The 26483-nt window shown below is 66.0% G+C and carries 24 protein-coding genes and 5 tRNA genes; 24 read left to right on the top strand and 5 right to left on the bottom strand.

Annotated features, from left to right (window positions below; all coding sequences use genetic code 11):
- Positions 1-55: 55 nt before the first annotated feature.
- Complete coding sequence (locus tag ACUVWL_RS13725; RefSeq protein WP_032956948.1) at positions 56-1330, top strand: YihY family inner membrane protein; 1275 nt, start codon at positions 56-58, stop codon at positions 1328-1330.
- The gene (locus ACUVWL_RS13720; protein ID WP_014646027.1) at positions 1327-1902 is read left to right on the top strand and encodes a TlpA family protein disulfide reductase; all 576 of its coding nucleotides are present in this window, start codon (positions 1327-1329) and stop codon (positions 1900-1902) included. Before ACUVWL_RS13725 ends, ACUVWL_RS13720 begins: the two co-directional genes overlap by 4 nt.
- Positions 1903-2394: 492 nt before the next feature.
- Here ACUVWL_RS13720 and ppk2 read toward each other — a convergent pair whose 3' ends face one another.
- From ppk2 to hemA, 4 genes are read right to left on the bottom strand one after another with little or no spacing between them, the layout of a single operon-like run.
- Complete coding sequence (ppk2, locus tag ACUVWL_RS13715) at positions 2395-3177, bottom strand: polyphosphate kinase 2 (protein WP_032956942.1); 783 nt, start codon at positions 3175-3177, stop codon at positions 2395-2397.
- Positions 3178-3223: 46 nt separating this feature from the next.
- The gene (locus ACUVWL_RS13710) at positions 3224-4930 is read right to left on the bottom strand and encodes an O-linked N-acetylglucosamine transferase, SPINDLY family protein (protein WP_445978463.1); all 1707 of its coding nucleotides are present in this window, start codon (positions 4928-4930) and stop codon (positions 3224-3226) included.
- Positions 4931-4935: 5 nt separating this feature from the next.
- Complete coding sequence (gene prfA, locus ACUVWL_RS13705; RefSeq protein ID WP_014646030.1) at positions 4936-6018, bottom strand: peptide chain release factor 1; 1083 nt, start codon at positions 6016-6018, stop codon at positions 4936-4938.
- Entirely contained in the window at positions 5996-7279 is a 1284-nt protein-coding gene (gene hemA, locus ACUVWL_RS13700; RefSeq protein ID WP_014646031.1) for a glutamyl-tRNA reductase, read from the bottom strand. Before hemA ends, prfA begins: the two co-directional genes overlap by 23 nt.
- Before the next feature lie 63 nt (positions 7280-7342).
- On the opposite strand from hemA, the gene ACUVWL_RS13695 reads away from it, so the two are divergent.
- From ACUVWL_RS13695 to ychF, 9 genes are all read left to right on the top strand, one after another.
- On the top strand, positions 7343-9028 hold the full coding sequence (locus tag ACUVWL_RS13695; RefSeq protein WP_172601383.1) for a tetratricopeptide repeat protein: 1686 nt from the start codon (positions 7343-7345) through the stop codon (positions 9026-9028).
- On the top strand, positions 9025-9684 hold the full coding sequence (gene lolB / locus ACUVWL_RS13690; RefSeq protein WP_014646033.1) for a lipoprotein insertase outer membrane protein LolB: 660 nt from the start codon (positions 9025-9027) through the stop codon (positions 9682-9684). The genes ACUVWL_RS13695 and lolB overlap by 4 nt, the downstream gene beginning before the upstream one ends.
- Positions 9681-10550 carry a 4-(cytidine 5'-diphospho)-2-C-methyl-D-erythritol kinase gene (gene ispE, locus ACUVWL_RS13685; RefSeq protein WP_014646034.1) on the top strand — a complete coding sequence of 290 codons (870 nt, stop codon included), beginning with the start codon at positions 9681-9683 and terminating at the stop codon, positions 10548-10550. Before lolB ends, ispE begins: the two co-directional genes overlap by 4 nt.
- Positions 10551-10561: 11 nt before the next feature.
- Positions 10562-10638: transfer RNA gene (locus tag ACUVWL_RS13680), tRNA-Gln, on the top strand.
- A 140-nt stretch (positions 10639-10778) separates the two neighbouring features.
- Positions 10779-11738 (top strand): ribose-phosphate diphosphokinase, encoded by a 960-nt coding sequence (locus ACUVWL_RS13675; RefSeq protein WP_005415400.1) that lies wholly within the window; start codon positions 10779-10781, stop codon positions 11736-11738.
- A gap of 107 nt (positions 11739-11845) precedes the next feature.
- A complete protein-coding gene (locus tag ACUVWL_RS13670; RefSeq protein ID WP_010481743.1) occupies positions 11846-12463 on the top strand; it encodes a 50S ribosomal protein L25/general stress protein Ctc in 618 nt (205 codons plus the stop codon).
- A gap of 48 nt (positions 12464-12511) precedes the next feature.
- Positions 12512-13090: an aminoacyl-tRNA hydrolase gene (pth, locus tag ACUVWL_RS13665; RefSeq protein WP_032956928.1), complete on the top strand. Its 579-nt coding sequence runs from the start codon at positions 12512-12514 to the stop codon at positions 13088-13090.
- Between the two features lie 41 nt (positions 13091-13131).
- Positions 13132-13713 carry a DMP19 family protein gene (locus ACUVWL_RS13660; RefSeq protein WP_445978462.1) on the top strand — a complete coding sequence of 194 codons (582 nt, stop codon included), beginning with the start codon at positions 13132-13134 and terminating at the stop codon, positions 13711-13713.
- A gap of 98 nt (positions 13714-13811) precedes the next feature.
- Positions 13812-14903, top strand: coding sequence for a redox-regulated ATPase YchF (gene ychF, locus ACUVWL_RS13655; RefSeq protein WP_197621248.1), 1092 nt, complete (start codon positions 13812-13814; stop codon positions 14901-14903).
- 614 nt (positions 14904-15517) lie between these two features.
- Here the strand turns inward: ychF and ACUVWL_RS13650 are convergent.
- Positions 15518-18256, bottom strand: coding sequence for a TonB-dependent receptor plug domain-containing protein (locus ACUVWL_RS13650; RefSeq protein ID WP_142235467.1), 2739 nt, complete (start codon positions 18254-18256; stop codon positions 15518-15520).
- Positions 18257-18425: 169 nt separating this feature from the next.
- On the opposite strand from ACUVWL_RS13650, the gene ACUVWL_RS13645 reads away from it, so the two are divergent.
- From ACUVWL_RS13645 to rplL, 13 genes are all read left to right on the top strand, one after another.
- Positions 18426-19445, top strand: a complete 1020-nt coding sequence (locus tag ACUVWL_RS13645) for a cyanophycinase (protein ID WP_445978461.1) — start codon at positions 18426-18428, stop codon at positions 19443-19445.
- 109 nt (positions 19446-19554) lie between these two features.
- Positions 19555-20571, top strand: a complete 1017-nt coding sequence (locus ACUVWL_RS13640) for an isoaspartyl peptidase/L-asparaginase family protein (RefSeq protein WP_445978460.1) — start codon at positions 19555-19557, stop codon at positions 20569-20571.
- A gap of 137 nt (positions 20572-20708) precedes the next feature.
- A tRNA-Tyr gene (locus ACUVWL_RS13635) sits at positions 20709-20794 on the top strand.
- Positions 20795-20818: 24 nt separating this feature from the next.
- Positions 20819-20892 (top strand) — tRNA-Gly (locus ACUVWL_RS13630).
- Positions 20893-20941: 49 nt separating this feature from the next.
- A tRNA-Thr gene (locus ACUVWL_RS13625) sits at positions 20942-21017 on the top strand.
- Between the two features lie 41 nt (positions 21018-21058).
- Complete coding sequence (tuf, locus tag ACUVWL_RS13620; RefSeq protein WP_014036096.1) at positions 21059-22249, top strand: elongation factor Tu; 1191 nt, start codon at positions 21059-21061, stop codon at positions 22247-22249.
- Between the two features lie 102 nt (positions 22250-22351).
- Positions 22352-22427, top strand: a tRNA-Trp gene (locus ACUVWL_RS13615).
- A 49-nt stretch (positions 22428-22476) separates the two neighbouring features.
- Complete coding sequence (gene secE / locus ACUVWL_RS13610; protein WP_014646044.1) at positions 22477-22890, top strand: preprotein translocase subunit SecE; 414 nt, start codon at positions 22477-22479, stop codon at positions 22888-22890.
- 10 nt (positions 22891-22900) lie between these two features.
- A complete protein-coding gene (gene nusG / locus ACUVWL_RS13605; protein WP_004154362.1) occupies positions 22901-23461 on the top strand; it encodes a transcription termination/antitermination protein NusG in 561 nt (186 codons plus the stop codon).
- 258 nt (positions 23462-23719) lie between these two features.
- Positions 23720-24148, top strand: coding sequence for a 50S ribosomal protein L11 (gene rplK / locus ACUVWL_RS13600; protein ID WP_004145248.1), 429 nt, complete (start codon positions 23720-23722; stop codon positions 24146-24148).
- A gap of 4 nt (positions 24149-24152) precedes the next feature.
- Complete coding sequence (gene rplA / locus ACUVWL_RS13595; protein ID WP_014646045.1) at positions 24153-24851, top strand: 50S ribosomal protein L1; 699 nt, start codon at positions 24153-24155, stop codon at positions 24849-24851.
- A gap of 386 nt (positions 24852-25237) precedes the next feature.
- Positions 25238-25774 (top strand): 50S ribosomal protein L10, encoded by a 537-nt coding sequence (gene rplJ, locus ACUVWL_RS13590; RefSeq protein ID WP_010480377.1) that lies wholly within the window; start codon positions 25238-25240, stop codon positions 25772-25774.
- A 63-nt stretch (positions 25775-25837) separates the two neighbouring features.
- Complete coding sequence (rplL, locus tag ACUVWL_RS13585; protein WP_014646047.1) at positions 25838-26206, top strand: 50S ribosomal protein L7/L12; 369 nt, start codon at positions 25838-25840, stop codon at positions 26204-26206.
- Positions 26207-26483: the final 277 nt, after the last annotated feature.

The following is a 26483-nucleotide window of genomic DNA, read 5'->3' as shown; positions in this document are numbered from 1 at the left end:
GTGGCTACCAGTATGGCTATCCTGCCAGCATTCCGCATCGGGTACCCTTCCACCGATGGAACCTTTGGATACGCTCAACCTGTGGATGGAGCGCGCGCGGGATCGCGCACGGGCCATCAGTTTCGGCCGCTTCCTGTGGCATCGCTTCCTCGACGACCGCCTGTTCCAGGCAGCGGCGGCGCTGGCCTACACCACGGTGTTCGCGCTGGTACCGCTGGCGATCGTGGTATTCGGTGTGCTGTCGGCCTTCCCCGTCTTCGACCGCTGGAGCGATCAGCTCAGCGACTACGTATTCTCCAACTTCGTGCCCTCCGCGGCGCGTGCGGCCGAGGGCTACCTGCGGCAGTTCTCGGCCAGTGCCGGCCAGCTGACGGCGGCCGGCTTCATCGCACTGGTGGCCTCACTGCTGATCACGCTCAACAGTGTGGAAGAGACCTTCAACCAGATCTGGCGGGTCGGCTCGACCCGGCCCAAGCTGACCCGCTTCCTGGTCTACTGGACCGTGCTGACCTTGGGCGCGATGCTCGCCGCCGCATCGCTTGCGGTATCGGCGCGGGTGTTCGCGATGCCGTTGTTCGGTACCCAGGAGGGCCGTTGGTTGGCCGAGCTGGCGCTGCGGCTGGCGCCGATCCTGATCGAGTTCGTCTGCATCACGCTGATGTTCCGGGTGGTGCCGCACCACACGGTGAAATGGCGGCATGCCGTGCCCGGCGCGATCCTGGCGGCGGTCATCCTGGAACTGGTGAAGTGGGGCATCGGTGCCTATCTGGGCAGCTTCCAGTCCTACCAGAAACTGTATGGCACGGTGGCGTTCGTGCCGATCCTGCTGCTGTGGATCTACCTGTGCTGGGTGGCGGTGCTGCTGGGGGCGTCGCTGGCTTCTTCGATGGCCGCCTTCCGCTACCAGCCGGTGGAACTGCGCCTGCCGCAGGGGTATGAGTTCTATGGACTGCTGCGGCTGCTTGGCCGCTTCCAGCATGCACGGGCCAAGGGCAAGGGCCTGGCCGATGACGAGATCCTGCGGCTGGAGCCGATGCTGACCGATTCACTGCTGCAGGACCTGATCTGCAACCTGCAGGAGATCGACCTGCTGCGCCGCGACGAGCGGGGCGAGTGGCTGCTGTCGCGTGACCTGGACCAGGTCAGCCTGGCCGATCTGTACGAATGCACCCAGCTGCGCATCCCGGTGGCCGAGCAGCACCTGCCGTACCGTGATGACAGCCTGGGCCGTGCCGCACTGGCGGCGCTGGACGATCTGCGGCTGCCCCTGCGCGAACGCCTGAAGCGCAAGGTCAGTGATATCTATACCGACTCTGGAGACATGCCATGACCCGCAAGACGCCGTTGCCGCTGCTGCTCCCGTTGACCCTGCTGCTGGCCCTGGCGGCCTGCAAGCCGGCCCAGGAGCCGACACCGGCCAGCAGCCAGCCGCCGGCACAGGCGCCGACGCCGACCACTCCGGCACCGGTCGATGAAACCCCGGCCGAGCGCACCACTGCCGAATTCCCGACCTTGAAGATGAAGGCGGTGGATGGCAGCGACTACGATCTGGCCGCGCATCGTGGCAAGTGGGTGGTGGTGAACTTCTGGGCGACCTGGTGCGCCCCGTGCCGCAAGGAGATGCCCGAGCTGTCGGCGCTGCATGCGATGCGCAGCAACATCGAGGTGGTCGGCCTGGCCTACGAGGACATCGAAGTGCCGGAAATGCAGTCGTTCCTGACCAAGCATCCGGTGACCTATCCGATCGTGATCGTGGACCCGTTCGATCCGCCGGCCGACTTCGCCACGCCGCGAGGCCTGCCGTTGACGCATCTGCTGGATCCGCAGGGCAAGCTGGCCCACACCTTCCTTGGCCCGGTGACCGCCGCCGACATCGAAAAGCAGATCGCGGCCGCCAAGTAGTGGGTGGGTCGGCAGGGCCTGCGGCCCTGCACCTCGGTACGCGCCATCGCATGCGCGCTGCCGCTCCCACGCTTCGCTGCGCGAACCGCGGGCCCCACTTACCAGCACCCAAACCCCCGCCGCTTCGCGGCCGCCCCCTGACTCAGGGGGCTCTGCCCCAGACACGATCCGACGCCCGCCAGGCCAATGGGATTGCCGATGGGGTCAGATCCGCTTTCCGCAGGAAAACGGATCTGACCCCGGTTCCATTTCGATATCTGACAGATGTGTCGACCAAGGTCGACACCTACCAACAGCCGCAGGGATCTGTCAGAGGCGGGGCGGTTGGGTGGGTAGGACACGCCGTAGACCCGTCCATGGGGCTCGATGTCGCCATCCATGGCGCCAACGGTCGTGCCCACCCACCGCGCCGCCATCCCGCGGATGCCCGCTGTTGCTGTTGCCGTTGCCGTTGCGTTGAGCAGGTGCAGGGTGCAACCCTGCCGAACAACCCTAATCCTCGACCGGGAAATCCTCGATGGGCTTCAGCACATCGTAGTGCTCGCGATGCAGCTTGCCCTTCAGCTTCGGCAGCTCCGGCAACGGCGCATCCACCCGTGTGTCCGGCAACCGGTCCAGCAGGTTGCGCACCAGGGTCAGTCGCCCCAGCCGCTGGTCGTTGAAATCCACCAGCGTCCACGGCGCCGCCTCGCGATGCGTCGCGCGCAGCATCGCCTCGCGGGCTTCGGTATAGGCGCTGTACTTGCTGCGCGATTTCAGGTCGACCGGGGACAGCTTCCAGCCCTTCAGCGGATCGAGGTGGCGTTCGGCGAAGCGCTTCTCCTGCTGCTCCTGGTCCACGCACAGCCAGTACTTGAACAGCAGGATGCCGTCATCCACCAGCAGCTGCTCGAACACCGGTGCCTGGCGCAGGAACTGCTGGTACTCGGTTTCGCTGCAATAGCCCATCACCCGCTCGACGCCTGCGCGGTTGTACCAGCTGCGGTCCATCAGCACGATCTCGCCGGCGGCGGGAAGATGCGAGGCATAGCGCTGGAAATACCACTGCGTGGCTTCGCGGTCGGTAGGCTTGGGCAGTGCTACCACCCGGCATTGGCGTGGATTGAGATGCTGGCTGATGGCCTGGATCGCGCCGCCCTTGCCTGCCGTATCCCGTCCCTCGAACAGCACCAGCAGGCGTTGCCCGCTGAGCTGCACCCAGCGCGCCATCGCGGTCAGTTCCAGCTGCAGCGGCAGCAGCAGTTCGTCGTAGTCCTTGCGCTTGAGCTTGGCCATCGTCACACCACGCGGGGAGGAAGCCCGAGCGTAACGCAGGGGTCGCTCAGGTGTTGTCGACACCTTGCCAGCCGTGTTCACCGGCAAGCCGCTGCAGCAGGGCCGACAGGTCGCGGGCAAACCCGGCCATGTCGAACAGGCCACTGCGTTCGCGCGCCTGCGCCAGCTCGGCGCGAAGCGAGGCCAGTGCTGCGGGGTCATTGCCCAGTGCGCTGGCGGTGGCGATGAACGCCGCATCATCGGCGACATTCATCCGGGCCAGCCCCAGATGGTGGTTGAGGCTGCCGGCCACGCGCGCGGCGAAGGTGTCGCCCGGGCAGGTCAGCACCGGGCAGCCGGCCCACAGTGCATCGGAGGCGGTGGTGTGCGCGTTGTACGGATGCGTGTCGAGGAACAGGTCGGCCAGTGGGTAGCGGGCCAGGTACTGCGGATGCGGCAGCTTGGCCATGAACACCAGCCGCGCCGGGTCCAGGCTGGCAGCCTGCGCGGCGGTGCGCAGGCGGGCGTCGGCCTGGCCGGGGCCGGACAGCAGCCACAGCACGCTGCCGGGCACGGCCTGCAACACTGCGAAGGCGCGGCCCATGCTGCGCGGGTTGAGCTTGTAGCTGTTGTTGAAGCAGCAGAACACCACGCCGTGCTCGGGCAGCCCGCACTCGGCGCGGGACGGCGACGGCTCCAGCGTGCGGGTGTTGTCCGAGGGCTGGAAGGCCCGCGGAAGGCGCAGGACGCGTTCGCTGAAGTGCGGTTCCAGCGCTGCCGGCAGTACGAATTCGTCGGCGACCACGGCGTCCAGCCATCGCGCGCCCGAGGTGCCGGGGTAGGCCAGCCAGTTCAGCTGCAGCGGGGCCGGGCGCATCGCCAGCACTTCGGGCGTGCCGCCGCCGCCCCAGCCGCGCAGGTCGAACAGCAGGTCGATGCCCTGTGCGCGGATGCGGGCCGCGATGTCGGCATGCCGCAGTGCGGCCACCTCATGCAGCCGGGTCGCGGACTGCAGGCGTTCGCGGATGCCGCTGCCATCGGCGCGGTTCAGCGCGAACAGGTGCAGCTGCAACGCCGGGTCATGACGCAGGTGTTCGAGCAGGGCCACGGTCAGCAGCCCGGTGGGATGGGCGCCGAAGCCATTGGAAAGGAAGCCGACGCGCAACGGGCCGCGCGCGCGTACCGTCACTGCCGGCAAGGGCCGGACCGAGGCGGCGATCAGTGCGGCGCGCGCACGTGCACAGGCCAACTGCTCGCCCGCGCTGGCGTCTTCGCTGAGGAAGGCGAAGGGTTCCACCGCACCGTGGCCGGCGGCGAGCGCGGCGCGTACCTGCGCAGCCAGCGTGTCCACGTCCTGCCAGTCGCACAGGCGGCGCTGCCATGCCAGGCGCTGCGCGGCGATGTAGGGTTCCTCCGGCATCAGCGCATGCGCGCGGCGATAGGCCGCTGCTGCGCCTTCGGCATCGTCGGCGTCTTCCAGCGCATGGCCCAGCCACAGCGCGATGCCCGGGTGCTGCGGGGCCAATGCCGAGGCCTGGCCAAGCAGCTTCGCCGCGTCGGCGTGCGCGCCGGCCATCCAGGCCACGCGGCCCAGGCGCGCCAGGGCCTCGGGGTGGTTCGGGCGCAGCTGCAGCGCGCGTCGTGCCGCCTGCTCGCCGGCGGCGATGTCGCCGGCTTCCAGTTCCAGGTCGGCCAGCATCACCCAGGCGACGAAATCGCCGGGCTGGCGTGCGATCGCCTGCTGCAGGTGCTGTCGCTGCTGCCAGGCCGACATCGTGCTCAGCCCGCCGACAGCTGGGCCAGGGCATCGACCTGGTGTTCGTGGCTGAGCCGCTGCAGCAGCGGGTCGAGGTCGCCGGCCAGGATGTTGGGCAGGTCGTACAGGGTCAGGCCTTCCACGCGGTGGTCGGTGATCCGGCCCTGCGGGAAGTTGTAGGTGCGGATGCGCTGGCTGCGGTCGCCGCTGCCGACCTGCAGGCGCCGCGATTCGGCCTGCGCGGCGTCCTGGCGCTGGCGCTCGGCATCGAGCAGCTGCGCCTTCAGGCGCTTCATCGCCTTGTCGCGGTTGGCGTGCTGGCTGCGCTCGGTCTGGCACTCCACCACCACGCCGGTCGGCACGTGGGTGATGCGGATGGCCGATTCGGTCTTGTTGACGTGCTGGCCGCCGGCACCGGACGAGCGGAACGTATCCACCTTCAGGTCGGCCGGGTTGATGACGATGTCATCGACCTCGTCGGCCTCGGGAATGATCGCCACGGTGGCCGCCGAGGTGTGGATGCGGCCCTGCGATTCGGTGGCCGGCACGCGCTGCACGCGATGCGTGCCCGATTCGAACTTCAGGCGCGAGAACGCACCACGGCCGACCACGCGCGCCACCACTTCCTTGTAGCCGCCATGCTCACCGGGGTTGTCCGATTCGATCTCGACCTTCCAGCCCTGGCGCTCGGCATAGCGGGCGTACATGCGGAACAGATCGCCGGCGAAGATCGCGGCTTCATCGCCGCCGGTGCCGGCGCGTACTTCCAGGAACAGGTTGCCTTCGTCGCGCGGATCGCGTGGTACCAGCAGCAGGGCCAGTTCTTGTTCCAGTTCCTGCAGGCGCGCCTGCGCCGCAGCGATTTCCTCGTCTGCCAGTTCACGCAGGTCGGGGTCGGCGCGCATGCCTTCGGCGGCGGCCAGGTCGGCCTTGGCACGGGCTTCCTCGGCGAGCGCGGCAGCGACCGGTTCAAGTTGGGCGAATTCGCGCGAAAGGTCGCGGAAACGGGTGTTGTCGGCGACCACATCGGGTTCGGCGAGCAGGCGTTCCAGTTCTTCGCGGCGCTCGGCCAGCGCTTCCAGCTTACGGCGCAGGGTCGGCGTCATCGGGTCTCACGGGTGGGTGGCGGTAACCCGGCGTGGCCGGGAACAGGCGCTCGGCGGCGCGGGTCAGGTCGGCATCGCCACTCAGCGCGGCCGCGCGCAGAGCGGCGGTCGGCGGATGCAGCAGGCGGTTGGTCAGGCCATGGGCCAGCAGTTCCAGCACTTCGTCGGCGGGCTTGCCGTTGGCCAGCTGCTGCCGTGCGCGCTCCAGCAGTTCGGCGCGGGTCGCTTCGCCGAACGCACGCAGCTGCCGCAGCGGTGCCTGGTGGGCGCTGGCCTGCTGGGTCTCGATGAAACGCGACACCTGCAGGTCGATGATCGCCTCGGCCTCGGCGGCGGCCTCGCGGCGGCCACGACGGTTGTCTTCCACCGCGCGTTCCAGGTCATCGACGGTGTAGAGGAAGGCGTCGTTGAGCGTGCCGACCTCGGCTTCGATGTCGCGCGGCACGGCCAGGTCGAACAGCAGCATCGGCTTGTGCCGGCGCGCGCGCAGTGCCTTGGCCACCATCTCGCGATGGATCACAGGTTCGCGCGCGGCGGTGGCCGAGAACACGATGTCGGCCTCGCCGAGATGGCGGTCCAGTTCGGTCAGCGGCAGGGCCACGCCGCCATGGCGGCTGGCCAGTTCCTGCGCGTGGGCGAGGGTGCGGTTGGCGATCAGCAGCCGCCGCACCTTGCCCTCACTCAGGTGGCGTGCAGCCAGCTCGATGGTCTCGCCGGCACCGACCAGCAGCACGGTGGAGTCATCCAGGCGCGCGAAGGCGTTCTGCGCCAGGCGCACCGCCGCCGAGGCCACCGACACCGGGTTGGCGCCGACCTGGGTATCGGTGCGCGCACGCTTGGCTACCGAGAAGGTCTGCTGGAACAGGCGGTCCAGGCGCTGGCCGAGCAGGCCGTGGTCACGCGCGGTCGACCAGGCATCCTTTACCTGGCCGAGGATCTGCGGTTCGCCCAGCACCATCGAGTCCAGCCCGGTGGCGACCCGGAACAGGTGGCGCACGGCCTCGGCATCGGCATGCTGGTACAGGTAGCCCTGCAGGTCGCCTGCCTGGCTGTGCAGCCACTGGTCCAGCGCCTGTGCCGACTCGGCCACGGCATACAGTTCGGTGCGGTTGCAGGTGGACAGCAGCACTGCCTCGGCGATCTGCGGGGTATCGCGCAGCGAGCCCAGCGCACGCGGCAACGCCTCACCGGCGAAGGCCGCGCGCTCGCGCAGCTCCACCGGTGCGGTCTGGTGATTCAGTCCGAGCACCCACAGGGTCATTGTTCAGTTGCTTGCGATAAGCTGCTGGCCATTGGACGACATTTTAAGGCCCCGATGCCGACGATGCCCGCATTGATTCGCATCCCCAGTGTTCTGCTGCTGTCCCTGGCCTGCACCCAGGCCCTGGCGGCGGTGCCGGCCAAGGCCCCCGTGCGGGCCGCGGCCACTGAGGAACTGGCGCTGGAACCGGTGATGGCCGGTGAGTTCGCCCTGCAGGCCGGCAAGCTGGCCGAGGCCGCGCGCTGGTACCTGCAGGCCGCGCAGCAGACCGACGGCGACGCCGGCCTGGCCGAGCGCGCGACCCGTATCTCCATGCTGGCCAACGATGATGCCAGCGCCGCCAAGGGCCTGGCCCTGTGGCAGCAGCGCGCCCCGCGCTCGTTGACCATGCGCAGCGCCGCCGGTGCGCTGGCCATGCGCCAGGGCGATGTGAAGGCTGCCCGCACCGAGCTGCAGGCGCTGCTGGCCGACCCCGACGAGCGCGGCTGGAAGTTCGCCCTGGCCGCGCTGATCGGCGGTGGCCGCGACCCGGCGGTGCCGGCGCAGGTGCTCGGCGAGCTGGTCGATGCCAATGCGATTCCGCCGAAGATCGAGGCCTGGCAGGAGTTCGGTCGCCTGGCCCTGCGCATGGACAAGCCCGAGTTGGCGCGGCGCATGATCGATGAAGTGGTCAAGCGCTTCCCGGAAGAGCCGCGCGTAGCGTTGCTGCGTGCCAGCCAGTTGCAGCAGGCGGGCGAGACCGACAAGGCATTGTCGCTGCTGCACGACGTCGAGCCGAAGACCCGCCAGGACCCCGAGCTGCGCAATGCGGTGGCCATCGCCTACGACAGCCTGGGCCAGCCGGCTGCGGCCGAGCGCGTGTTGGCGTTCGGCCCGCAGGACGTACAGACCTGGGGCATGCGCGCCTCGCTGCTGGCCAAGCAGGGCGACAAGGCGGCGCTGTCCAACCTCTACAACGAGCTGTCGCGGCAGGCGGCCAAGCCGGATCCGGCGCAGCGCCTGTTGCTGGGCAAGATCGCCGAATACCTGAAGCGTTACCCCGAGGCGGTGCAGTGGTACCACAGCGTGCCCGGTGGCGATGAGCTGAGCGAAGCGCGCCTGCGCGCGGCCAATGCCCAGGCCCTGGCCGGGCGCCTGCCGCTGGCGCTGGAGGAAGTGCACGCGATCCAGTCCGACGCGGTGGTCGACGACGATGTGCGCCGTGACGCCTACCTGCTGGAAGCCGAACTGCGCCAGCGTGGTGACGACAGCGCCGGTGAACTGGATGCGCTGGCCCGCGGCCTGGCCGCCTACCCGGACGACAACGGCCTGCTGTACGCACGTGCGCTCACCTGGGAGCGCCGCGACGACATCCCGCGCGCCGAGGCCGACCTGCGCAAGATCCTGGTGACCGACCCGGAAAACGTGCCGGCGCTGAACGCGCTGGGCTACACCCTGGCCGATCGCACCGGCCGCCTGCAGGAAGCGCTGGAGCTGATCGACCGCGCCCGCGTGGCCGAGCCGGACAACGCCGCCATCGTCGACAGCTATGGCTGGGTGCTGTATCGCCTGGGCCGCAAGGAAGAGGCACTGGTACAGCTGCGCCGGGCCTGGACCCTGGCCAAGGACCCGGAGATCGCTTCCCACGTCGGCGAAGTGCTGTGGGTGCTGGGCAAGCATGACGAGGCCCGCCACTTCTTCGACGAAGCGGCCAAGCTCGACCCTGAAAACCGCGCGCTGCTGCGCGCCCGTGAGAAATTCAATCCATGAGTGGTTCCCTGATCCGGCCGCTGCTGTTGGCGACCGTGACCCTGGCGGTGAGCGCCTGTACCAGTGTCGGCACGCAGAAGACCCCGGCGCCAGCGGTGGTCGAGATTGTTTCGGCTGAAGCGGCGCAGGCCGAGGCAGCGCGCGTGGCCGCGCTGCAGGCACAGCCGGACTGGGCCTTCCAGGGGCGGGTGGCGGTCAGCAAGGGCAAGGACGGCGGCAGCGGTCGCATCGACTGGAAGCAGGACGGCCGCCGCTACGTGGTCGAACTGAGCGCGCCGGTGACCCGGCAGAGCTGGAAGCTGACCGGCGACACCCATTCCGAAGCCGGTCGCCTGGAAGGGCTGTCCGGCGGTCCGCGCGATGGCGAGGACGCCCAGCAGCTGCTGCTGGAAGCGACTGGCTGGGACATCCCGGTCAATCAGCTGCCGGAGTGGATCCGCGGCCTGGTGGCCGGGGATGCTGCCGGTCCGGAAAAGGTCGAGCGCGACGGTGAAGGCCGGCCGCGCCGCATGCAGCAGATGGGCTGGCAGGTGCAGTACCTGGACTGGTACCCGGCCGACGCCGGACGACCGGCGCTGCCGCGACGGATCGAGGCCAGCAATGGCGACGCCAAGGTGCGCCTGCTGGTGGACCAGTGGGGGCAGGGCACGCCATGAGCGCCGGGCGCGACGACGCGGGCTGGTCCTGGTGGCCGGCCCCGGCCAAGCTGAACCTGTTCCTGCACATCACTGGCCGCCGGGCCGACGGCTACCACGAGCTGCAGACCGTATTCCGCCTGCTGGACTGGGGGGACCGCATCGGCCTGCGCCTGCGTGAAGACGGTCAGGTGCGTCGGCAGGGCGAGGGCCTGGCCGGCGTGGCCGAGGCCGATGACCTGGCGGTGCGGGCCGCGCGCCTGCTCCAGGATGAGGCGAAGGGCGCGCAAGGTGCTGACATCATCGTCGAAAAGCACGTTCCTGCCGGTGGTGGCTTCGGCGGCGGTTCGTCCGATGCGGCCACCGTGCTGGTGGTGCTGAATCGGCTCTGGCGCGCCGGCCTGGACGAGGATGCCCTGGCCGCGCTGGCCCTGCGCCTGGGCGCCGACGTGCCGGTGTTCGTGCGTGGCCACAATGCCTGGGCCGAAGGGGTGGGCGAGCGCTTGCAGCCGATCACGCTGGCGCCGGCCTGGTATGTGGTGGTTGAACCGGGTGTTCATGTTCCTACGCCGGTCCTGTTTGCAGACCCGGATTTGACGCGCGACAGCCCAGTGGCGAAAATAGAGGACTTCGCTTCCGGGACCCTGGTCGGGAACGCGTTCGAACCGGTGCTGCGCCGCCGTGAGCCTGCCGTCGAGGCAGCGCTTGCCGCGTTGAGCGACATCGGCGCGGCGCGGCTGACCGGTTCGGGAAGTGGTTGTTTCGTCGAGTTCGCATCGCAGGCTGCTGCAGAGCAGGGGCGGTCGAAGTTGCCGAAGGAGTTGCGGGCAAGGGTGGCAGCGGGCGTTGCGCGTTCGCCACTGCTGGATGCACTCGAGCAACACTGATTTATCAATGCAGGGGCGTCGCCAAGAGGCCCAAGGCACCAGGTTTTGATCCTGGCATTCGTAGGTTCGAATCCTACCGCCCCTGCCAATAGCGGCTGTGTCCGCGCCTTCCAGCGCATCGCCCGCGCGGGACGTGGAAACAACCGCGGTGTTGTCAGCAGCAAGGGTCCATCGGGGTCCTTGCCGACTCCGGATCCCCGCCACTCGTCCCCGCCCGAGACAATCATGATGCAAGAGTCCCCGAACCTGCTGGTCTTTTCCGGCAACGCCAACAAACGTCTGGCGCAGAACATCTGCAAGGAACTGGGGGTCCGCCCGGGCAAGGCGCTGGTGTCGCACTTCTCCGATGGTGAAGTGCAGGTGGAAATCGAAGAGAACGTCCGCAAGCAGGACGTGTTCGTGATCCAGCCGACCTGCGCGCCGAGCGCGGAAAACCTGATGGAACTGCTGGTGCTGATCGACGCGCTCAAGCGCGCATCGGTGGCCAGCGTGACCGCCGTGGTGCCGTACTTCGGCTACTCGCGCCAGGACCGCCGCATGCGTTCCTCGCGCGTGCCGATCACCGCCAAGCTGGCGGCCAAGATGTTCAGCACCGCTGGCGCTGATCGCGTGCTGACCGTCGACCTGCACGCCGACCAGATCCAGGGCTTCTTCGATATTCCGGTGGACAACGTGTATGCGTCCCCGCTGCTGCTGGCCGACATCTGGCGCGCCTACGGCACCGAGAACCTGATTGTTGTCTCGCCGGACGTGGGCGGCGTGGTCCGCGCCCGTGCGGTGGCCAAGCGCCTGGATGACGCCGACCTGGCGATCATCGACAAGCGCCGCCCGCGCGCCAACGTCTCCACCGTGATGAACATCATCGGTGACGTCGAAGGCAAGACCTGCGTGATGGTCGATGACATCGTCGATACCGCCGGCACCCTGTGCGCCGCTGCCGCTGCCCTGAAGGCGCGCGGTGCGCTCAAGGTCGCCGCCTACTGCACCCACGCGGTGCTGTCGGGCCCGGCGGTGGACAACATCACCAATTCCCAGCTCGACGAGCTGGTGGTGACCGACACCATCCCGCTGAAGGACGCAGCGCGGGTGTGCAGCAAGATCCGCCAGCTGAGCGTGGCGGAAATGCTGGCCGAAACGATGCGCCGCATCGCCTTCGGCGAGTCGGTCAGCTCGCTGTACGTCGACTGAGTTTTCGTCCCTGCTGGCAACGGCGGGACATACCCGGATGCTTCTGGTCGCGGAAGCATCTTCAACCGCCACGCCGCAGGGCGCGGCAACAACCTGAGTAGTCGAAAATGTCGAAGACCCATGAAATCAAGGTCACCAAGCGTGAACTGCAGCGTAAGGGTGCGAGCCGCCGCCTGCGTCACGCTGGTGTGATCCCGGCCATCGTGTACGGCGGCAACGCCGAGCCGGTCGCCATCAGCCTGGACCACAACGAAATCTGGCTGGCCCAGCAGAACGAGTGGTTCTATGCCTCGATCCTGGACCTGAACCTGGATGGCCAGGTGCAGAAGGTCCTGCTGCGTGACATGCAGCGCCACCCGTACAAGCAGCTGATCATGCACCTGGACTTCCAGCGCGTGAACGAGAACGAAGCCCTGACCGCTTCGGTCCCGCTGCACTTCGTCAACGAAGACACCTCGCCGGCCGGCAAGGCTGCCGACGTCGTGGTCACCCACGAACTGAAGGAAGTGACCATCACCTGCCTGCCGAAGGACCTGCCGGAGTCGATCGAAGTCGACCTGGGCGAGCTGAAGGCCGGTGACGTCGTGTACCTGTCCAACATCAAGCTGCCGAAGGGCGTGGAAATCCCGGCGCTGGCGCTGGGCAAGGACCACGACGACGCCATCGTCACCGCCAAGGCCGGCAAGGCCGACGAGGCTGACGAAGAAGCGGCTGCCGCCGAGTAATACCGTTACGGTGCCTGCCTCCGGGCAGGCACCGTACTGGAAGGAACCATGGCAGGACTGCGACTGATCGTCGGTCTGGGCAATCCCGGATCGGAACACGCCCGGACCCGGCACAATGCCGGGTTTCATTTCGTTGAGGCCCTGGCGGAAAAAGCCGGTGCGCGATGGAATGTGGACAGCAAGTTGTTCGGCGAGACCGCCAAGGTCGAGATCGCCGGGCAGACGGTGTGGCTGCTCAAGCCCGCCACCTTCATGAACCTCAGCGGCAAGTCGGTCACCGCCGCGCAGCGGTTCTGGAAGATCGAGCCGGAGGAAACCCTGCTGGCCCACGACGAGCTGGACCTTCCGCCCGGTGCGGCGCGACTGAAGTTCGACGGTGGCCACGGCGGCCAGAACGGCCTGCGCGATACCATCCGCCTGCTGGGTCATGGCAAATTCCACCGCCTGCGCGTGGGCATCGGCCATCCCGGCCACAAGGACCGCGTGGTGGGTTGGGTGCTGGGGCGCCCGTCCAAGGAGGATGACGTGCTGATCGCACGCGCCATCGACGATGCGATCGACGTGCTGCCGCTGGCGGTGCAGGGCGATTTCAACGAAGCGATGAAGCGGCTGCACACCCCGCGCTGACCATGACCGACCCGCGTACTCCCTGCACCGTGTGTGGCGCCATGATCCTGCTGGCGACGGCGGCCCGGAACGATGGGCTCTGCATGCCGTGCCGGAATGGCACGCGGCAAAGCATGGAAGAGGCGAAGATGCGAAACAAGGAAATGCGCGAAGAGCTGGACCGATACGAGAATTCCGCTGCGGGGCGCCACTGGAACTGGCTGGTGGAACAGGAAGGCGGCTCGGGCTGTGGATTCTCAGGTCTCCTGACGCCAGATCAGCGCTACTTCGCGGTTTCGGTGACAAGTAGCGAAGTCTGGCGTGGCGGCATTGGTACGTACTTCGACAGTTACTCGGGTGCCTATTACGAAGAGACGCTCGCAGGTCTTGAAGAAATGGGGCTGGTCGAATTGGGAGACGTGCTGAAAGAAGCCAAGATGGTGCTGTTCGGTGACGACGCCGTGCCCAAGGATGGAGGTGTCCGGTGGGAGAAAATGTACGGTCAGCATAATGAGTTGCCGGACGGTGTCGAAGCTCTGCTGGGCCGCTTGAGCCAGAGATTTTGTGAGACTGAGGAGAGGCTAGAGCTTTCTACTGCACTGCAGACCTACGCTGAGAAGCACAAGCTGTACGCTGCGTTCTAGCTTTGGCTACTGGAAGGACGATTGGGGATTGAGGGCATGCCCGCAGGCGAGCCTTGAATCCCGAATCATCCACTTACACTCAAACCCGGATTCAACCCATGGGTATCAAATGCGGCATCGTCGGCCTGCCCAACGTCGGCAAGTCGACCCTGTTCAATGCGCTGACCAAGGCGGGCATCGCCGCGGCGAACTTCCCGTTCTGCACCATCGAACCGAACGTCGGCATCGTGCCGGTGCCGGATCCGCGCCTGAACGAGCTGGCGGGCATCATCAACCCGCAGAAGGTCATCCCGACCGCGGTCGAGTTCGTCGACATCGCCGGCCTGGTCGCCGGTGCCGCCAGCGGTGAGGGCCTGGGCAACAAGTTCCTGGCGCACATCCGCGAAGTCGATGCGATCACCCACGTGGTGCGCTGCTTCGAGCACGGTGACATCGTGCACGTGGCCGGCAAGGTCGACCCGATCTCGGACATCGAAACCATCGACACCGAACTGGCGCTGGCCGACCTGGACAGTGTCGAGAAGGCGCTGAACCGTGCCGAGCGTGCGGCCAAGGGTGGCGACAAGGATGCGGCGGCGCGCAAGCCGGTGCTGGCCAAGTTGCAGGCTGCACTGTCGGAGGGCAAGGCTGGGCGCTCGGCCGGGCTGGACGAGGAAGAGAAGGCGCTGGTGCGCGACCTGTTCCTGCTGACCCTGAAGCCGGTGATGTACATCGCCAACGTGCTGGAAGACGGTTTCGACAACAACCCGCACCTGGAAGCCGTGCGTGCGCATGCTGCCGCCGAAGGCGCGCAGGTGGTGCCGGTGTCGGCCGCGATCGAAGAAGAGCTGTCCCAGCTCGACGACGAAGACCGCGATACCTTCCTGGCGGACCTGGGCCTGAGCGAGCCGGGCCTGAACCGCGTGATCAACGCGGCCTACAGCCTGCTCGGCCTGCAGACCTACTTCACCGCCGGCGTGAAGGAAGTCCGTGCGTGGACCGTGCGCAAGGGCGCTACCGCTCCGCAGGCTGCCGCCGTCATCCACACCGACTTCGAGAAGGGCTTCATCCGCGCCGAAACCATCGCGTATGACGACTTCATCAAGTACAAGGGCGAAGCCGGCGCGAAGGAAGCCGGCCGCCTGCGCCTGGAAGGCAAGGAGTACCGCGTGCAGGAAGGCGACGTCCTGCACTTCCGCTTCAACGTCTGATCCTGCGGCATCGGATCGACCCCGGACGCCCCGCCCTGTGCGGGGCGTTCGCGTTTCCGGTGATGGACAAAAAAACACCAGGCTGCGAAACGCTTGCGGTGTGACGTTCGCCGGTACTTGTCCACAGCAAACTCCCATCGCTTTCCACGCGTGGTGTGGAGAACCGACGAACCTGATGTAGAGCCGAGCCCATGCTCGGCTGATGCCAGCCGGAGCCGAGCGTGGGCTCGGCTCTACAAGGGGCTCGCCCGCGCGACCTGGACAAATTTTCACCGCGCTTCGAAACGCCTGCGCTGCAATGCTCGCACCCACTTGTCCACACCAAGTTCCCATTGCTCTCCACGTACCGTGTGGAAAACAATCGGGGCCGTGGACAAAGAATCACCACGTCCGGAAACGCCTGCACCGCAACGCTCGAACCCACTTGTCCACACCAAGTTCCCATTGCTTTCCACGTGCGGTGTGGAAAACCCCAGATGGCCCGCTCTGGCAGTCGCCCACCTTGGTGGGCGGGGCGAAACAGTGCCCACCAGGGTGGGCATCTACCAGAACCGCAAACAACAAGGCCCGCCAATGGCGGGCCTTGTCGTCCACGTTCTGCAATGCGGCGTGCCTTACAGCGCGCTGCCACCGAACTTGTGGGTGTACTGCAGGTTGATCGTGCGCCCCACGCTGTCGAACCAGGACACGTCGTAGTACGGGTATGCAGTGTAGGTACGGTCCGTCGGCGGCATCTTGTTGAACACATTGACCACCGACAGCGACAGGCGCGAGTGGTCGTCGAAGCGGTACTGCAGCGAGGCGTTGTAGCGATAGGTCGCCTTCACGTACGGGCTGTCGCCGCTGTCCCAGTCGAACACCTGGTCGTAGCTGTCCGAGGTCGGCAGCTTGCCCAGGCGCGAACCGTACACCGTTGCCGACCACGCATCCTTTTCCCAGGTCACGCTCAGGCTGGTCTTGGTGCGTGGGATGTCGAAGCCGCTGTTCACTGCGAACTGGTCTTCGGTACGGTCGCCCGGGTAGCGCTGGAAGTCATGCTTCTTCACCCAGGTGTGGGTGCCGTTGAAGATGAAGTCGCCGATGCCCGTCTGCAGGCGGTAGCGCAGGCCGACGTCGATGCCGGAGGTGGATTCGCGGGCGACGTTGATCGGCGCCACGCGCACGCCATACAGGCGCCCGTCGTTGCTGCGGGTGATGCGGGCGAGTGCATCCACGCAGGTCGGCGAGGTGATGTCGGCGCTGCCCAGGCGGCAGTTCGCTTCGTTGGCCAGGATCGTGCGCACGTCCATGTCCTGCACCTGGTCGCGCATGTCGATGTCGAACCAGTCCACCGACAGGTCCAGGCCGACGGCCGGCGACCAGACGAAGCCGGCACTCCACGAGGTGCTGGTTTCCGGGTCGAGCTGGCGGTTGCCGGTGCGGCTGCGGATCAGGTTGCGCTCGTAGTCGGCGCAGTCGGTGGCGCCGTCGGCGCGGCAGCTGTACAGGTCTTCGGCGGTGGTCTCATCGTTGCCCGGGCCGGCGAATACATAGTGCAGGTCCGGCGCACGGAACGCGGTGCCATACGAACCGCGCACCAGCAGCGTGTCGATCGGGCGCCATTCCAGGCCACCGCTCCAGGTCGCCTTGCCGATGGTGTGGCCGGAATAGCGGTACTGGTCGTAGCGGCCGGCCACGCTCAGGTTGACCGTTTCGTGCAGCGGCATGCGCAGCTCGGCCGCCGTAGCCCAGCGGTTGCGCGAACCTTGGCCGTCCGAATCCTTCCAGCTGTAATAGTAGTACTGGGTCGCCAGCGGATCAGGATTGAGCGAGTACGCCTGCTGGCCCACTTCCACGGTCGCGGCGAAACCGGCGTCACCGCCGGGCAGGCCGAACAGCGCGGAATTGGTCAGAGTGAATGCCGCCGTCTCCGTGCGCGACTTCGGCGTGTAGGTGGTACGCGCGGCGATCGAATCGTACTCGGCGCGGGTCAGCGGCCGGTACAGGCGTGACGGGTCGGCGTTGTAGATCGGGAAACCGTCGTCATCCACGCCCAGCTGCGGGCCGAGGAACAGGTCATTGGCCTTGGCGGCGATGATCTGCGCCCAGCTGATCCGCGACTGGTACTGCGAATGGCTCAATGCCGCTTCGTAGTCCCAGTTGCCGGCCAGGTTGCCCTTGAAGCCGGTGGTCACGCTGAAGGTCTTCTGCGTGCTGCGCACCATGGCATTGCGCAGGCCACCCATTTCCTCGGGCGAGAACTGGCGCTGCCAGAACTCGATCTCGCCGGTGGCTTCGTTGTTGAAGTAGCCCGACTCATCGCCGTTGGCGTCCATGCGGCCCCACTTGGTGACGTCGCGCATCAGCGACATCGTGTGGTAGCCCAGCTGCACGTCGGCGAACCACTGCTGGCCATTGTCGAAGTCATGGCTCAACGACGCGTAGCCGTTGGCACCGCGGCGCTTGCTGAGGATGGTGCCGTAGCCGATCGAGCTGTCGCTGCCACAGTAGTAGCCGTACTTCGGGCGGTAGGCGCGGTAGGTGCTGCCCTGGTTCTGGCCGGACAGCGCTTCGCAGGTGGCGGCGCCGGGGTCCAGATAGTCATCGTTGTAGTCGGTGCGCAGGTACGCACGGCGCGCGATGCGCGAACCCTCGGTGGGGCCGTCCTGGGTCGAGTCCTGGATGTCGCGCTCATAGGCCCACAGCGGCGTCTGCGACTGCAGTTCGACGCTGTATACCGCGTTGAAGTTGCCACGGCTGAAACCGCTGGCGATGCTCATGTCGAACGACTCGCCACCGCCTTCAGTGGTGGTGCCCATGCGCATGTCGATCGTGGTGCCGTCGGCCTTCTTCTTCAGGATGAAGTTGACCACGCCGGCGATCGCGTCCGATCCATAGATGGCCGAGGCGCTGCCGGTCAGTACTTCAATGCGCTCGATCATCCCCAGCGGAATGTTGGAGACATCGGTGAAGTTGCTGCGGCCCTTGAACGGCATCGGGAAGTCGGCGATACGGCGGCCATTGACCAACACCAGCGTGTGGTTCGGGCCCAGGCCGCGCAGGTCCACCTGCTGGGCACCCGGCGAGAAGTCGGCGCCGCTGGAAGACTGCTGGCTCTGCGTCTCACCGCCGTTCTGGGTCATCGCACGCAGCACGTCCGGCACGCTGGTGAAGCCACTGGAGCGGATCTGTTCGGCGTTGATCACCGTGATCGGGGCGGGGCCTTCCACCTGGGCGCGCGGAATGCGCGAACCGGTGACCTGCACCGCGTCCAGTTGTTGTACCGGAGAGGACGCCGGAGCCTGGGCGGCCGCGGAAGCAGCCACACCCATCAACGCTAGCTGGATCGACCACGCCATCGCCTTTCTACGCATGAGGAATTCTCGGAAATGAAGCCGGCCCGCAGAGGAGGGGCCTGTCCCCCATTCAGATTTCCGGAATGGGCGCGCGCATTTAACGCCTTTTTTATGTCCTTGACTACTGGGTCCCTATCTGGCAAAGAGTGAAAACGCTTGCAAGTCGATTTTGTTCAGGGAGATCAAGATGCGACGCGTTCACGGAACCCTGCGTACCCCTGTTGCCTGGCTGGCGCTGCTGATGCTGGCCTGGCCGTCGGCCGCGCCCGCGCAGGATCTGCAGGGCCCGGGCTTTTCCTATTACGAGGTCGGCGACCTTGAGGCCCCACGTCCCGGGCCGCGTGCATCCGCGATGATGCTAATGGGCGGTGGCGAGTGGGTGCCGGATGCCTTCCAGTGGTGGTTGAAGCAGGCCGGCAATGGCCGTGTACTGATCCTGCGTGCCTCCGGTGGCGATGAACTGCAGGACCGCCTGTACCGCGAGATCGGCGGCACCACCGCGGTACAGACGCTGGTCTTCGACAGCCGCCGCGGTGCCGATGATCCAGCCGTGCTGCGCGTGGTCGCTGCGGCCGATGCCATCTTCATTGCCGGCGGCGACCAGTCGCGCTACATCCGCTTCTGGAAGGGCACCGCACTCAACCGCGCGCTCAACGCCCATGTACGCGCCGGCAAGCCGATTGCCGGTACCAGCGCTGGCCTGGCCATCCTCGGCGGCTATGCCTATGGCGCCATGGATGGCGGCAGCATCAGCTCGGCCGGTGCGCTGGCCGATCCGATGGGCAGCGCAGTCACCATGGACAGTGGCTTCCTGCAGATGCCCTACCTGCAGCGCGTGGTCACCGACACCCATTTCGACAAGCGTGACCGCCTTGGCCGCCTCATCGTGTTCGTGGCACGCGCCGCGCAGGACAGCGGCGACCCTGACATCGTCGGCATCGGCGTTGATGAGGACACCGCCCTGTGCGTGGAGCCCGATGGCCAGGCCCAGGTCTACAGCGCTGATGGCGAGGGCAAGGTCTGGGTGGTCAGCCCCGGTCGTGATGCCGATCGCCTGGTCGAGGGCGAACCATTGCGCTTCCATGCCGTTCCGGTGACCGTGGTCGCCAGTGGCAGCCGTATGCGCCTGGACGATTTCCAGGCCGAGGCCGACTACCAGGCCGTGGCCGACATCAGCGACGGCCAGATCGAGTTCACGCTTCGGTAGCGCCGGCCGCTGGCCGGCAACTCACTTTCCCTGAGCTGATGCGCCCCTTGCGGCCAGCGGCCGGCGCTACCCTGCAATCCATTCCCTTGTCCTGCTGGAGACGTACCTGATGAAACTGCGCCTGGCGCTGTCCGCGCTGCTGTCCTTTCCATTGATCGCCCAGGCCGCCCCGGCTGCGTCGCCATTGCTGGTCATCCATGGCGGCGCCGGCGTCGAACGCAAGGACCTGTCGCCGACCGAAGAGAAGGCTGCGCGCGATGCGTTGCGCGCCGCACTGCTGAAAGGCCATGCCGAACTGGCGGCCGGTCGTCCGGCGCTTGCAGCGGTCACTGCGGCAATCACCGTGCTGGAGGACGATCCGACCTTCAACGCTGGCAAGGGCGCAGTGTTCACCCATGACGGCCACAACGAGCTGGATGCGGCGGTGATGGACGGTGCCACCCAGGCAGCAGGTGCGGTGGCCGGCGTGCAGCGGGTGCGTAACCCGATCCTGCTGGCGCAGACCGTGATGCAGAAGTCCAGGCACGTGATGATGGTAGGGCAGGGTGCCGAAGCCTTCGCGGTGGAGCAGGGCATTGCTCTGGTTGATCCCTCCTACTTCCGCACGGAGAAGCGTTGGCAGCAGCTGCAGCGCGCGCTTAAGGAAGAGGCCAATGGCCAGGCCCATGCCGACCTGGAGACCGCAAAGCACTTCGGTACCGTCGGTGCGGTCGCGCTGGATGCGCAGGGGCAGCTGGCCGCCGGCACCTCCACGGGCGGCATGACCAACAAGCGCTATGGCCGGGTGGGTGACTCGCCGATCATCGGCGCCGGCACCTGGGCCGATGCGCGCTGTGCGGTGTCGGGCACCGGCTGGGGCGAGTACTACATCCGCACCGCGGCCGCGCACGAGATCTGTGCGCGCATGCGCTACCAGGGGCAGAGCCCGGAGCAGGCCGGCAAGGGCGTGATCAACGAGACGATTCCGCAGATGGGCGGCGACGGTGGTGCGATCGTGCTTGCCGCGGACGGCAGAATGGCCACGCCGTTCAACACCCAGGGCATGTATCGGGGCTGGATCGGCGCCGACGGAGTCCCCCATGTCGCAATTTTCGCCAGCGAGACCCTGCCGGTCCCCGGTCAATAACCTTGCGTATCAATGGGTTTGCGACAACGTGTGAAAAAGATGGAAAAAAGCGTTGACAGCCCCCCGTCCCATCAGCAGAATAAGCGGCTCACCACCACACACCGCAACGCTTCGGCGGCAACGGAATGGGGTGGTAAGGAGGGATACCCAAGCGGCCAACGGGGGCAGACTGTAAATCTGCTGGCTTACGCCTTCGGTGGTTCGAATCCACCTCCCTCCACCAGTTTCACGTTGTGACATTCCCGGCGCGGGAGTAGTTCAATGGTAGAACCTCAGCCTTCCAAGCTGATGGTGCGGGTTCGATTCCCGTCTCCCGCTCCATTGAATGAACTTTGAATCTTATCGAGTTCATGTCATAATGCAAAACTCGGCTCACGTAGCTCAGTCGGTAGAGCACTTCCTTGGTAAGGAAGAGGTCGAAGGTTCGATTCCTTTCGTGAGCACCATCTTAAGCATCACCTCTCAGACGAATTCGAGATAAGCAGCCATGGCCAAGGGTAAGTTCGAGCGCACCAAGCCGCACGTCAATGTCGGCACCATCGGTCACGTCGACCACGGCAAGACCACGCTGACCGCCGCACTGACCAAGATCGGTGCCGAGCGCTTCGGTGGCGAGTTCAAGGACTACTCCTCGATCGACGCCGCGCCGGAAGAAAAGGCTCGTGGTATCACGATCTCGACCGCGCACGTCGAATACGAATCCCCGATCCGTCACTACGCCCACGTTGACTGCCCGGGCCACGCTGACTACGTCAAGAACATGATCACCGGTGCCGCCCAGATGGACGGCGCGATCCTGGTGTGCTCGGCCGCTGACGGCCCGATGCCGCAGACCCGTGAGCACATCCTGCTGTCGCGCCAGGTCGGCGTGCCGTACATCGTCGTGTTCCTGAACAAGGCCGACATGGTCGACGACGCCGAGCTGCTCGAGCTGGTCGAGATGGAAGTGCGCGAACTGCTGAGCAAGTACGAGTTCCCGGGCGACGACACCCCGATCATCGCCGGTTCGGCCCGTCTGGCGCTGGAAGGCGACCAGAGCGACATCGGCGTGCCGGCCATCCTGAAGCTGGTCGACGCGCTGGACAGCTGGATTCCGGAGCCGGAGCGTGCGATCGACAAGCCGTTCCTGATGCCGGTGGAAGACGTGTTCTCGATCTCGGGCCGCGGCACCGTGGTGACCGGTCGTATCGAGCGCGGCGTGATCAAGGTTGGCGACGAAATCGAAATCGTCGGCATCCGTCCGGTGCAGAAGACCACCGTGACCGGCGTTGAAATGTTCCGCAAGCTGCTGGACCAGGGTCAGGCAGGCGACAACGCTGGCCTGCTGCTGCGCGGCACCAAGCGTGACGACGTCGAGCGTGGCCAGGTGCTGGCCAAGCCGGGCACGATCAAGCCGCACACCAAGTTCGAAGGCGAAGTGTACGTCCTGTCGAAGGACGAAGGCGGCCGCCACACCCCGTTCTTCAACGGCTACCGTCCGCAGTTCTACTTCCGCACCACCGACATCACCGGCGCAGCTGCGCTGCCGGAAGGCGTCGAAATGGTGATGCCGGGTGACAACGTCAAGATGGTCGTCACCCTGATCAACCCGGTGGCAATGGACGAAGGCCTGCGCTTCGCCATCCGCGAAGGCGGCCGTACCGTCGGCGCCGGCGTGGTCTCGAAGATCATCGAGTAAGCCTGCAGTACCGGTGGTTGCATAGCGCCGCCGGTTACGCGAATGGCGGGCCGGGAACCTCGGTCCGCCTTCGCCGTCTAAGGGAAGGCAAGTTTTCAACGTACGCCAGTAGCTCAATTGGCAGAGCAGCGGTCTCCAAAACCGCAGGTTGGGGGTTCGAGTCCCTCCTGGCGTGCCATCTGCCCACCTTACCCAGCGGCCTGCGCCGCTAAAGCAGACACAGCCGGATGAATAGCAAGATCGAACACTCCAAGGACAACTCCGCCAATGGTGGAGATATCGTCAAGTATGTCGCCGCATCGTTGCTGGTGCTGGCCGGTCTGTTCGTCTGGTTCTGGTTCTCCGCCGACTCCGGTCGCGCCGCCCAGTTGGGTGCGTGGGCGGGTCAGGTGCGTGCGTTGGCGGTCGTGGTCGGTCTGGTTGGCGGTATCGGCGTGTTCATGCTGACCGGCAAGGGGCGCGACACCCGCGAATTCCTCTCCGAGTCGCGCTTCGAACTGCGCAAGGTGGTCTGGCCGACGCGCCAGGAAGCCATCCGCATGACCTGGGTCGTGATCGTCGTGGTGCTCATCCTCAGCCTGCTGCTGGGTGGCTTCGACTTCCTGATCCAGAAACTGACTCAGTGGTTCCTGAGCCGCTAAGGAGAATTGCATGAAGCGTTGGTACGTCGTTCACGCCTATTCGGGCTTCGAGAAGTCGGTGGCGCAGGCCCTGCGCGATCGCATCGTCCGTGACGGCATGGAAGAGCGCTTCGGCGACGTCCTGGTCCCGACCGAAGAAGTGGTCGAGATGCGCGCTGGCCAGAAGCGCCGCTCCGAGCGCAAGTTCTTCCCGGGTTACGTGCTGGTCCAGATCGAGACCCACGAAGAAGCCGGTATTCCGCGCATCGACAACGAAAGCTGGCACCTGGTCAAGGAAACCCCGCGTGTGATGGGCTTCATCGGCGGTACTGCCGATCGTCCATTGCCGATCGCCGATTCCGAGGCCGAGGCCATCCTGAACCGCGTTCAGGAAGGTGTCGAGAAGCCGCGTCCGAAGGTGCTGTTCGAGCCGGGCCAGATGGTCCGCGTCACCGACGGTCCGTTCAATGATTTCAATGGCGTCGTCGAAGAAGTCAACTACGAGAAGAGCCGTCTGCGCGTCTCGGTGCTGATCTTCGGTCGTGCGACCCCGGTCGAGCTCGAGTTCGGCCAGGTCGAAAAGGCCGTCTGACCTGTCTGTAGCGTCGAGCATGGCTCGGCGTCGGACCAGAAACCGGGCCTGGCCCGGTTTCGTTCGTTTACCTGCCGCTTCAGGCATGTGAAGAAAAAACCTGTTATAGTGCGCGGCTCCCTGCTGGGAAAGCCAGCAGGATGAGGCCGCCGCAAGGTGGCCTTCAGCATGATTTCAAAACGCGATGCCGGGACGCGTGATTCCCGGTCCGATGGGGAGCCTGTTGTCGAAAGGCGCTAGCACCCGGAGAGCACTCACATGGCAAAGAAAGTTGTCGGTTACATCAAGCTGCAGGTGAAGGCCGGTCAGGCCAACCCCTCGCCGCCGGTCGGTCCTGCGCTGGGTCAGCGTGGTCTGAACATCATGGAATTCTGCAAGGCGTTCAACGCTGCCACGCAGAAGCTCGAGCCGGGTCTGCCGGTTCCGGTGATCATCACGGCCTACTCGGACCGTACGTTCACCTTCATCACCAAGAGCACCCCGGCCACCACCCTGCTGAAGAAGGCCGCTGGCATCTCGTCGGGCTCCAAGCGCCCGAACACCGAGAAGGTCGGCAAGGTCACCCGTAAGCAGCTGGAAGAGATCGCCAAGGCGAAGGAACCGGATCTGACTGCCGCCGACCTGGACGCCGCCGTGCGTACCATCGCTGGCTCTGCCCGTTCCATGGGCCTCGTGGTGGAGGGTTAATAAGATGGCACAGACCAAGCGTGAGAAGGCCATCAAGGCCGCCGTCGTTCCGGGCAAGGCGTACGCCTTCGAGGACGCGATCAACATCCTGAAGACCGCCACCAAGGCCAAGTTCGTCGAGTCGATCGACGTTGCCGTGCGCCTGGGCGTCGATGCGAAGAAGTCCGACCAGCAGGTCCGTGGCTCCACCGTGCTGCCGGCCGGTACCGGCAAGTCGGTCCGCGTCGCCGTGTTCGCTCCGGCCGGTGCCAAGGCTGATGAAGCCCTGGCCGCTGGCGCCGAAGCCGTCGGTATGGACGATCTGGCCGAGAAGATGCAGGCCGGTGATCTGAACTATGACGTCGTCATCGCAACCCCGGACGCCATGCGTGTCGTCGGTAAGCTGGGCACCGTGCTGGGCCCGCGCGGCCTGATGCCGAACCCGAAGGTCGGCACCGTTTCCCCGAACCCGGGTGAAGCCGTGAAGAACGCCAAGTCGGGTCAGGTCCGTTACCGCACCGACAAGGCCGGCATCATCCACTGCACCATCGGCAAGGCCGACTTCGCCGAAGACGCGCTGAAGTCGAACCTGACCGCGCTGCTGCTGGACCTGATCAAGGCCAAGCCGGCCACCTCGAAGGGCACCTACCTGCAGAAGGTTTCGGTCAGCTCGACGATGGGCCCGGGCGTCACCGTCGACCAGTCGTCGCTGACCCTGAAGTAATTGTTTCAAGCGGTCACGGTACCTTCGGTGCCGTGACCGTGACATTTGAAGGCATCGCTGGCAGTGCATCGCCTGCGGTAGCCGTCAAAGACCGCAGGCGCGGTCGTGGCAATACCGGCGACGGGCACGGAAGCTCGATCTGGCAAGGAGTCGCCGCCGGAGCAGTCATGAGCGCTTAATCGATTCCCCGGAATCACCCTGCGTAGATGGTGCCCTTCTGGAGTTTTTCTGGTTCACGCACGTCTGGGTTTCCCAGGTTGGCCCACTCCAGGTCTAGAACGGCCCACCCCCGGAACATCATCCCGATGTTCCCGGCGTCCAGGACGGATGCCGCACAGGACCGCACACGGCAGGAGCCGTAAGCGGAGTTCAATAGGAGGAGTGCAATGGCTCTCAATCTGTCCCAGAAGCAAGAAGTAGTCGCCGAGCTGGCAGACGTCGCCGCCAAGGCCCACTCCTTGATCGCAGCCGAATACGCTGGCACCACGGTCGCCCAGATGACCGCGATGCGCAAGCAGGCTCGTGAAACCGGTGTTTTCTTGAAGGTTGTCAAGAACACCCTGGCTTCGCGCGCCGTTGAAGGCACCGAGTTCGCAGTCGCACAGGACCAGATGGTTGGTCCGCTGCTGTACGCGTTCTCGCTCGAGGAGCCCGGCGCTGCCGGTCGCCTGATCAAGGAAGCCGCCAAGGGCAACGACAAGCTGAAGGCTAAGGTCGTCGCCATCGGTGGCGAAGTGTTCCCGGCAAGCCACGTCGAAGTGCTGGCCTCGCTGCCGACCCGCGACCAGGCCCTGGCCATGCTGGCCCGCGTCCTGACCGAGCCGGTCACGATGTTTGCCCGCGCCATCAAGGCCGTTGGCGAGAAGCAGGGGGGGGGCGATGTCGCCGCCGACGCTGCCGAGCCGGCCGCCGAGACCGCCTGAGTTTCGACTTACCGTGGTTCCTGACGGAACCTCAACCCAGAAAATCATCCAAAGGTATTAATCATGTCCCTTACCAACGAACAGATCGTCGACGCCATCGCCGAGAAGTCCCTGATGGAAGTGATGGAGCTGGTCAAGGCCATCGAAGAGAAGTTCGGCGTCTCCGCCGCTGCTCCGGTTGCCGTGGCTGCTGCCGCTGGCCCGGCCGCTGCTGTTGAAGAGCAGACCGAGTTCACCGTCACCCTGAAGACCGCCGGCGAGAAGAAGGTCGAGGTCATCAAGGCCGTCCGCGCCATCACCGGCCTGGGCCTGAAGGAAGCGAAGGACCTGGCCGAAGCCGGTGGCGTCCTGAAGGAAGGCGCTTCGAAGGAAGACGCCGAGAAGATGAAGAAGGACCTGGAAGCTGCTGGCGCGACTGTCGAAGTCAAGTAAGCAGTTACCTTGCATCGTCACCGATTCACGGCGATGCAGCCAAGGCTGGGGGCGTAAGCCCCCGGCCTTTGGTCGTTGTTGCGGTACCGGTAGGGTCGACTGTTAGTCGACTGTTTCAAAAGCAGGAAAAAGCCCAACACGGGCTGCAGTCAAACCCCGGCAGGCCAGCGCACGGCGCGGCAGCGGGGGAGTGGTAGCAGACGAGTTGGCAGTTGGAAGTAGCGGGAGAAGGCGTGCTGGTGCCGGCAATACCAGCGACTTCCAACTGACAATTTCA

The organism is Stenotrophomonas muris, assembly GCF_052751275.1.
Note: the sequence above shows the minus strand (reverse complement) of the source record. Positions and strands in the feature narration are given on the sequence as shown.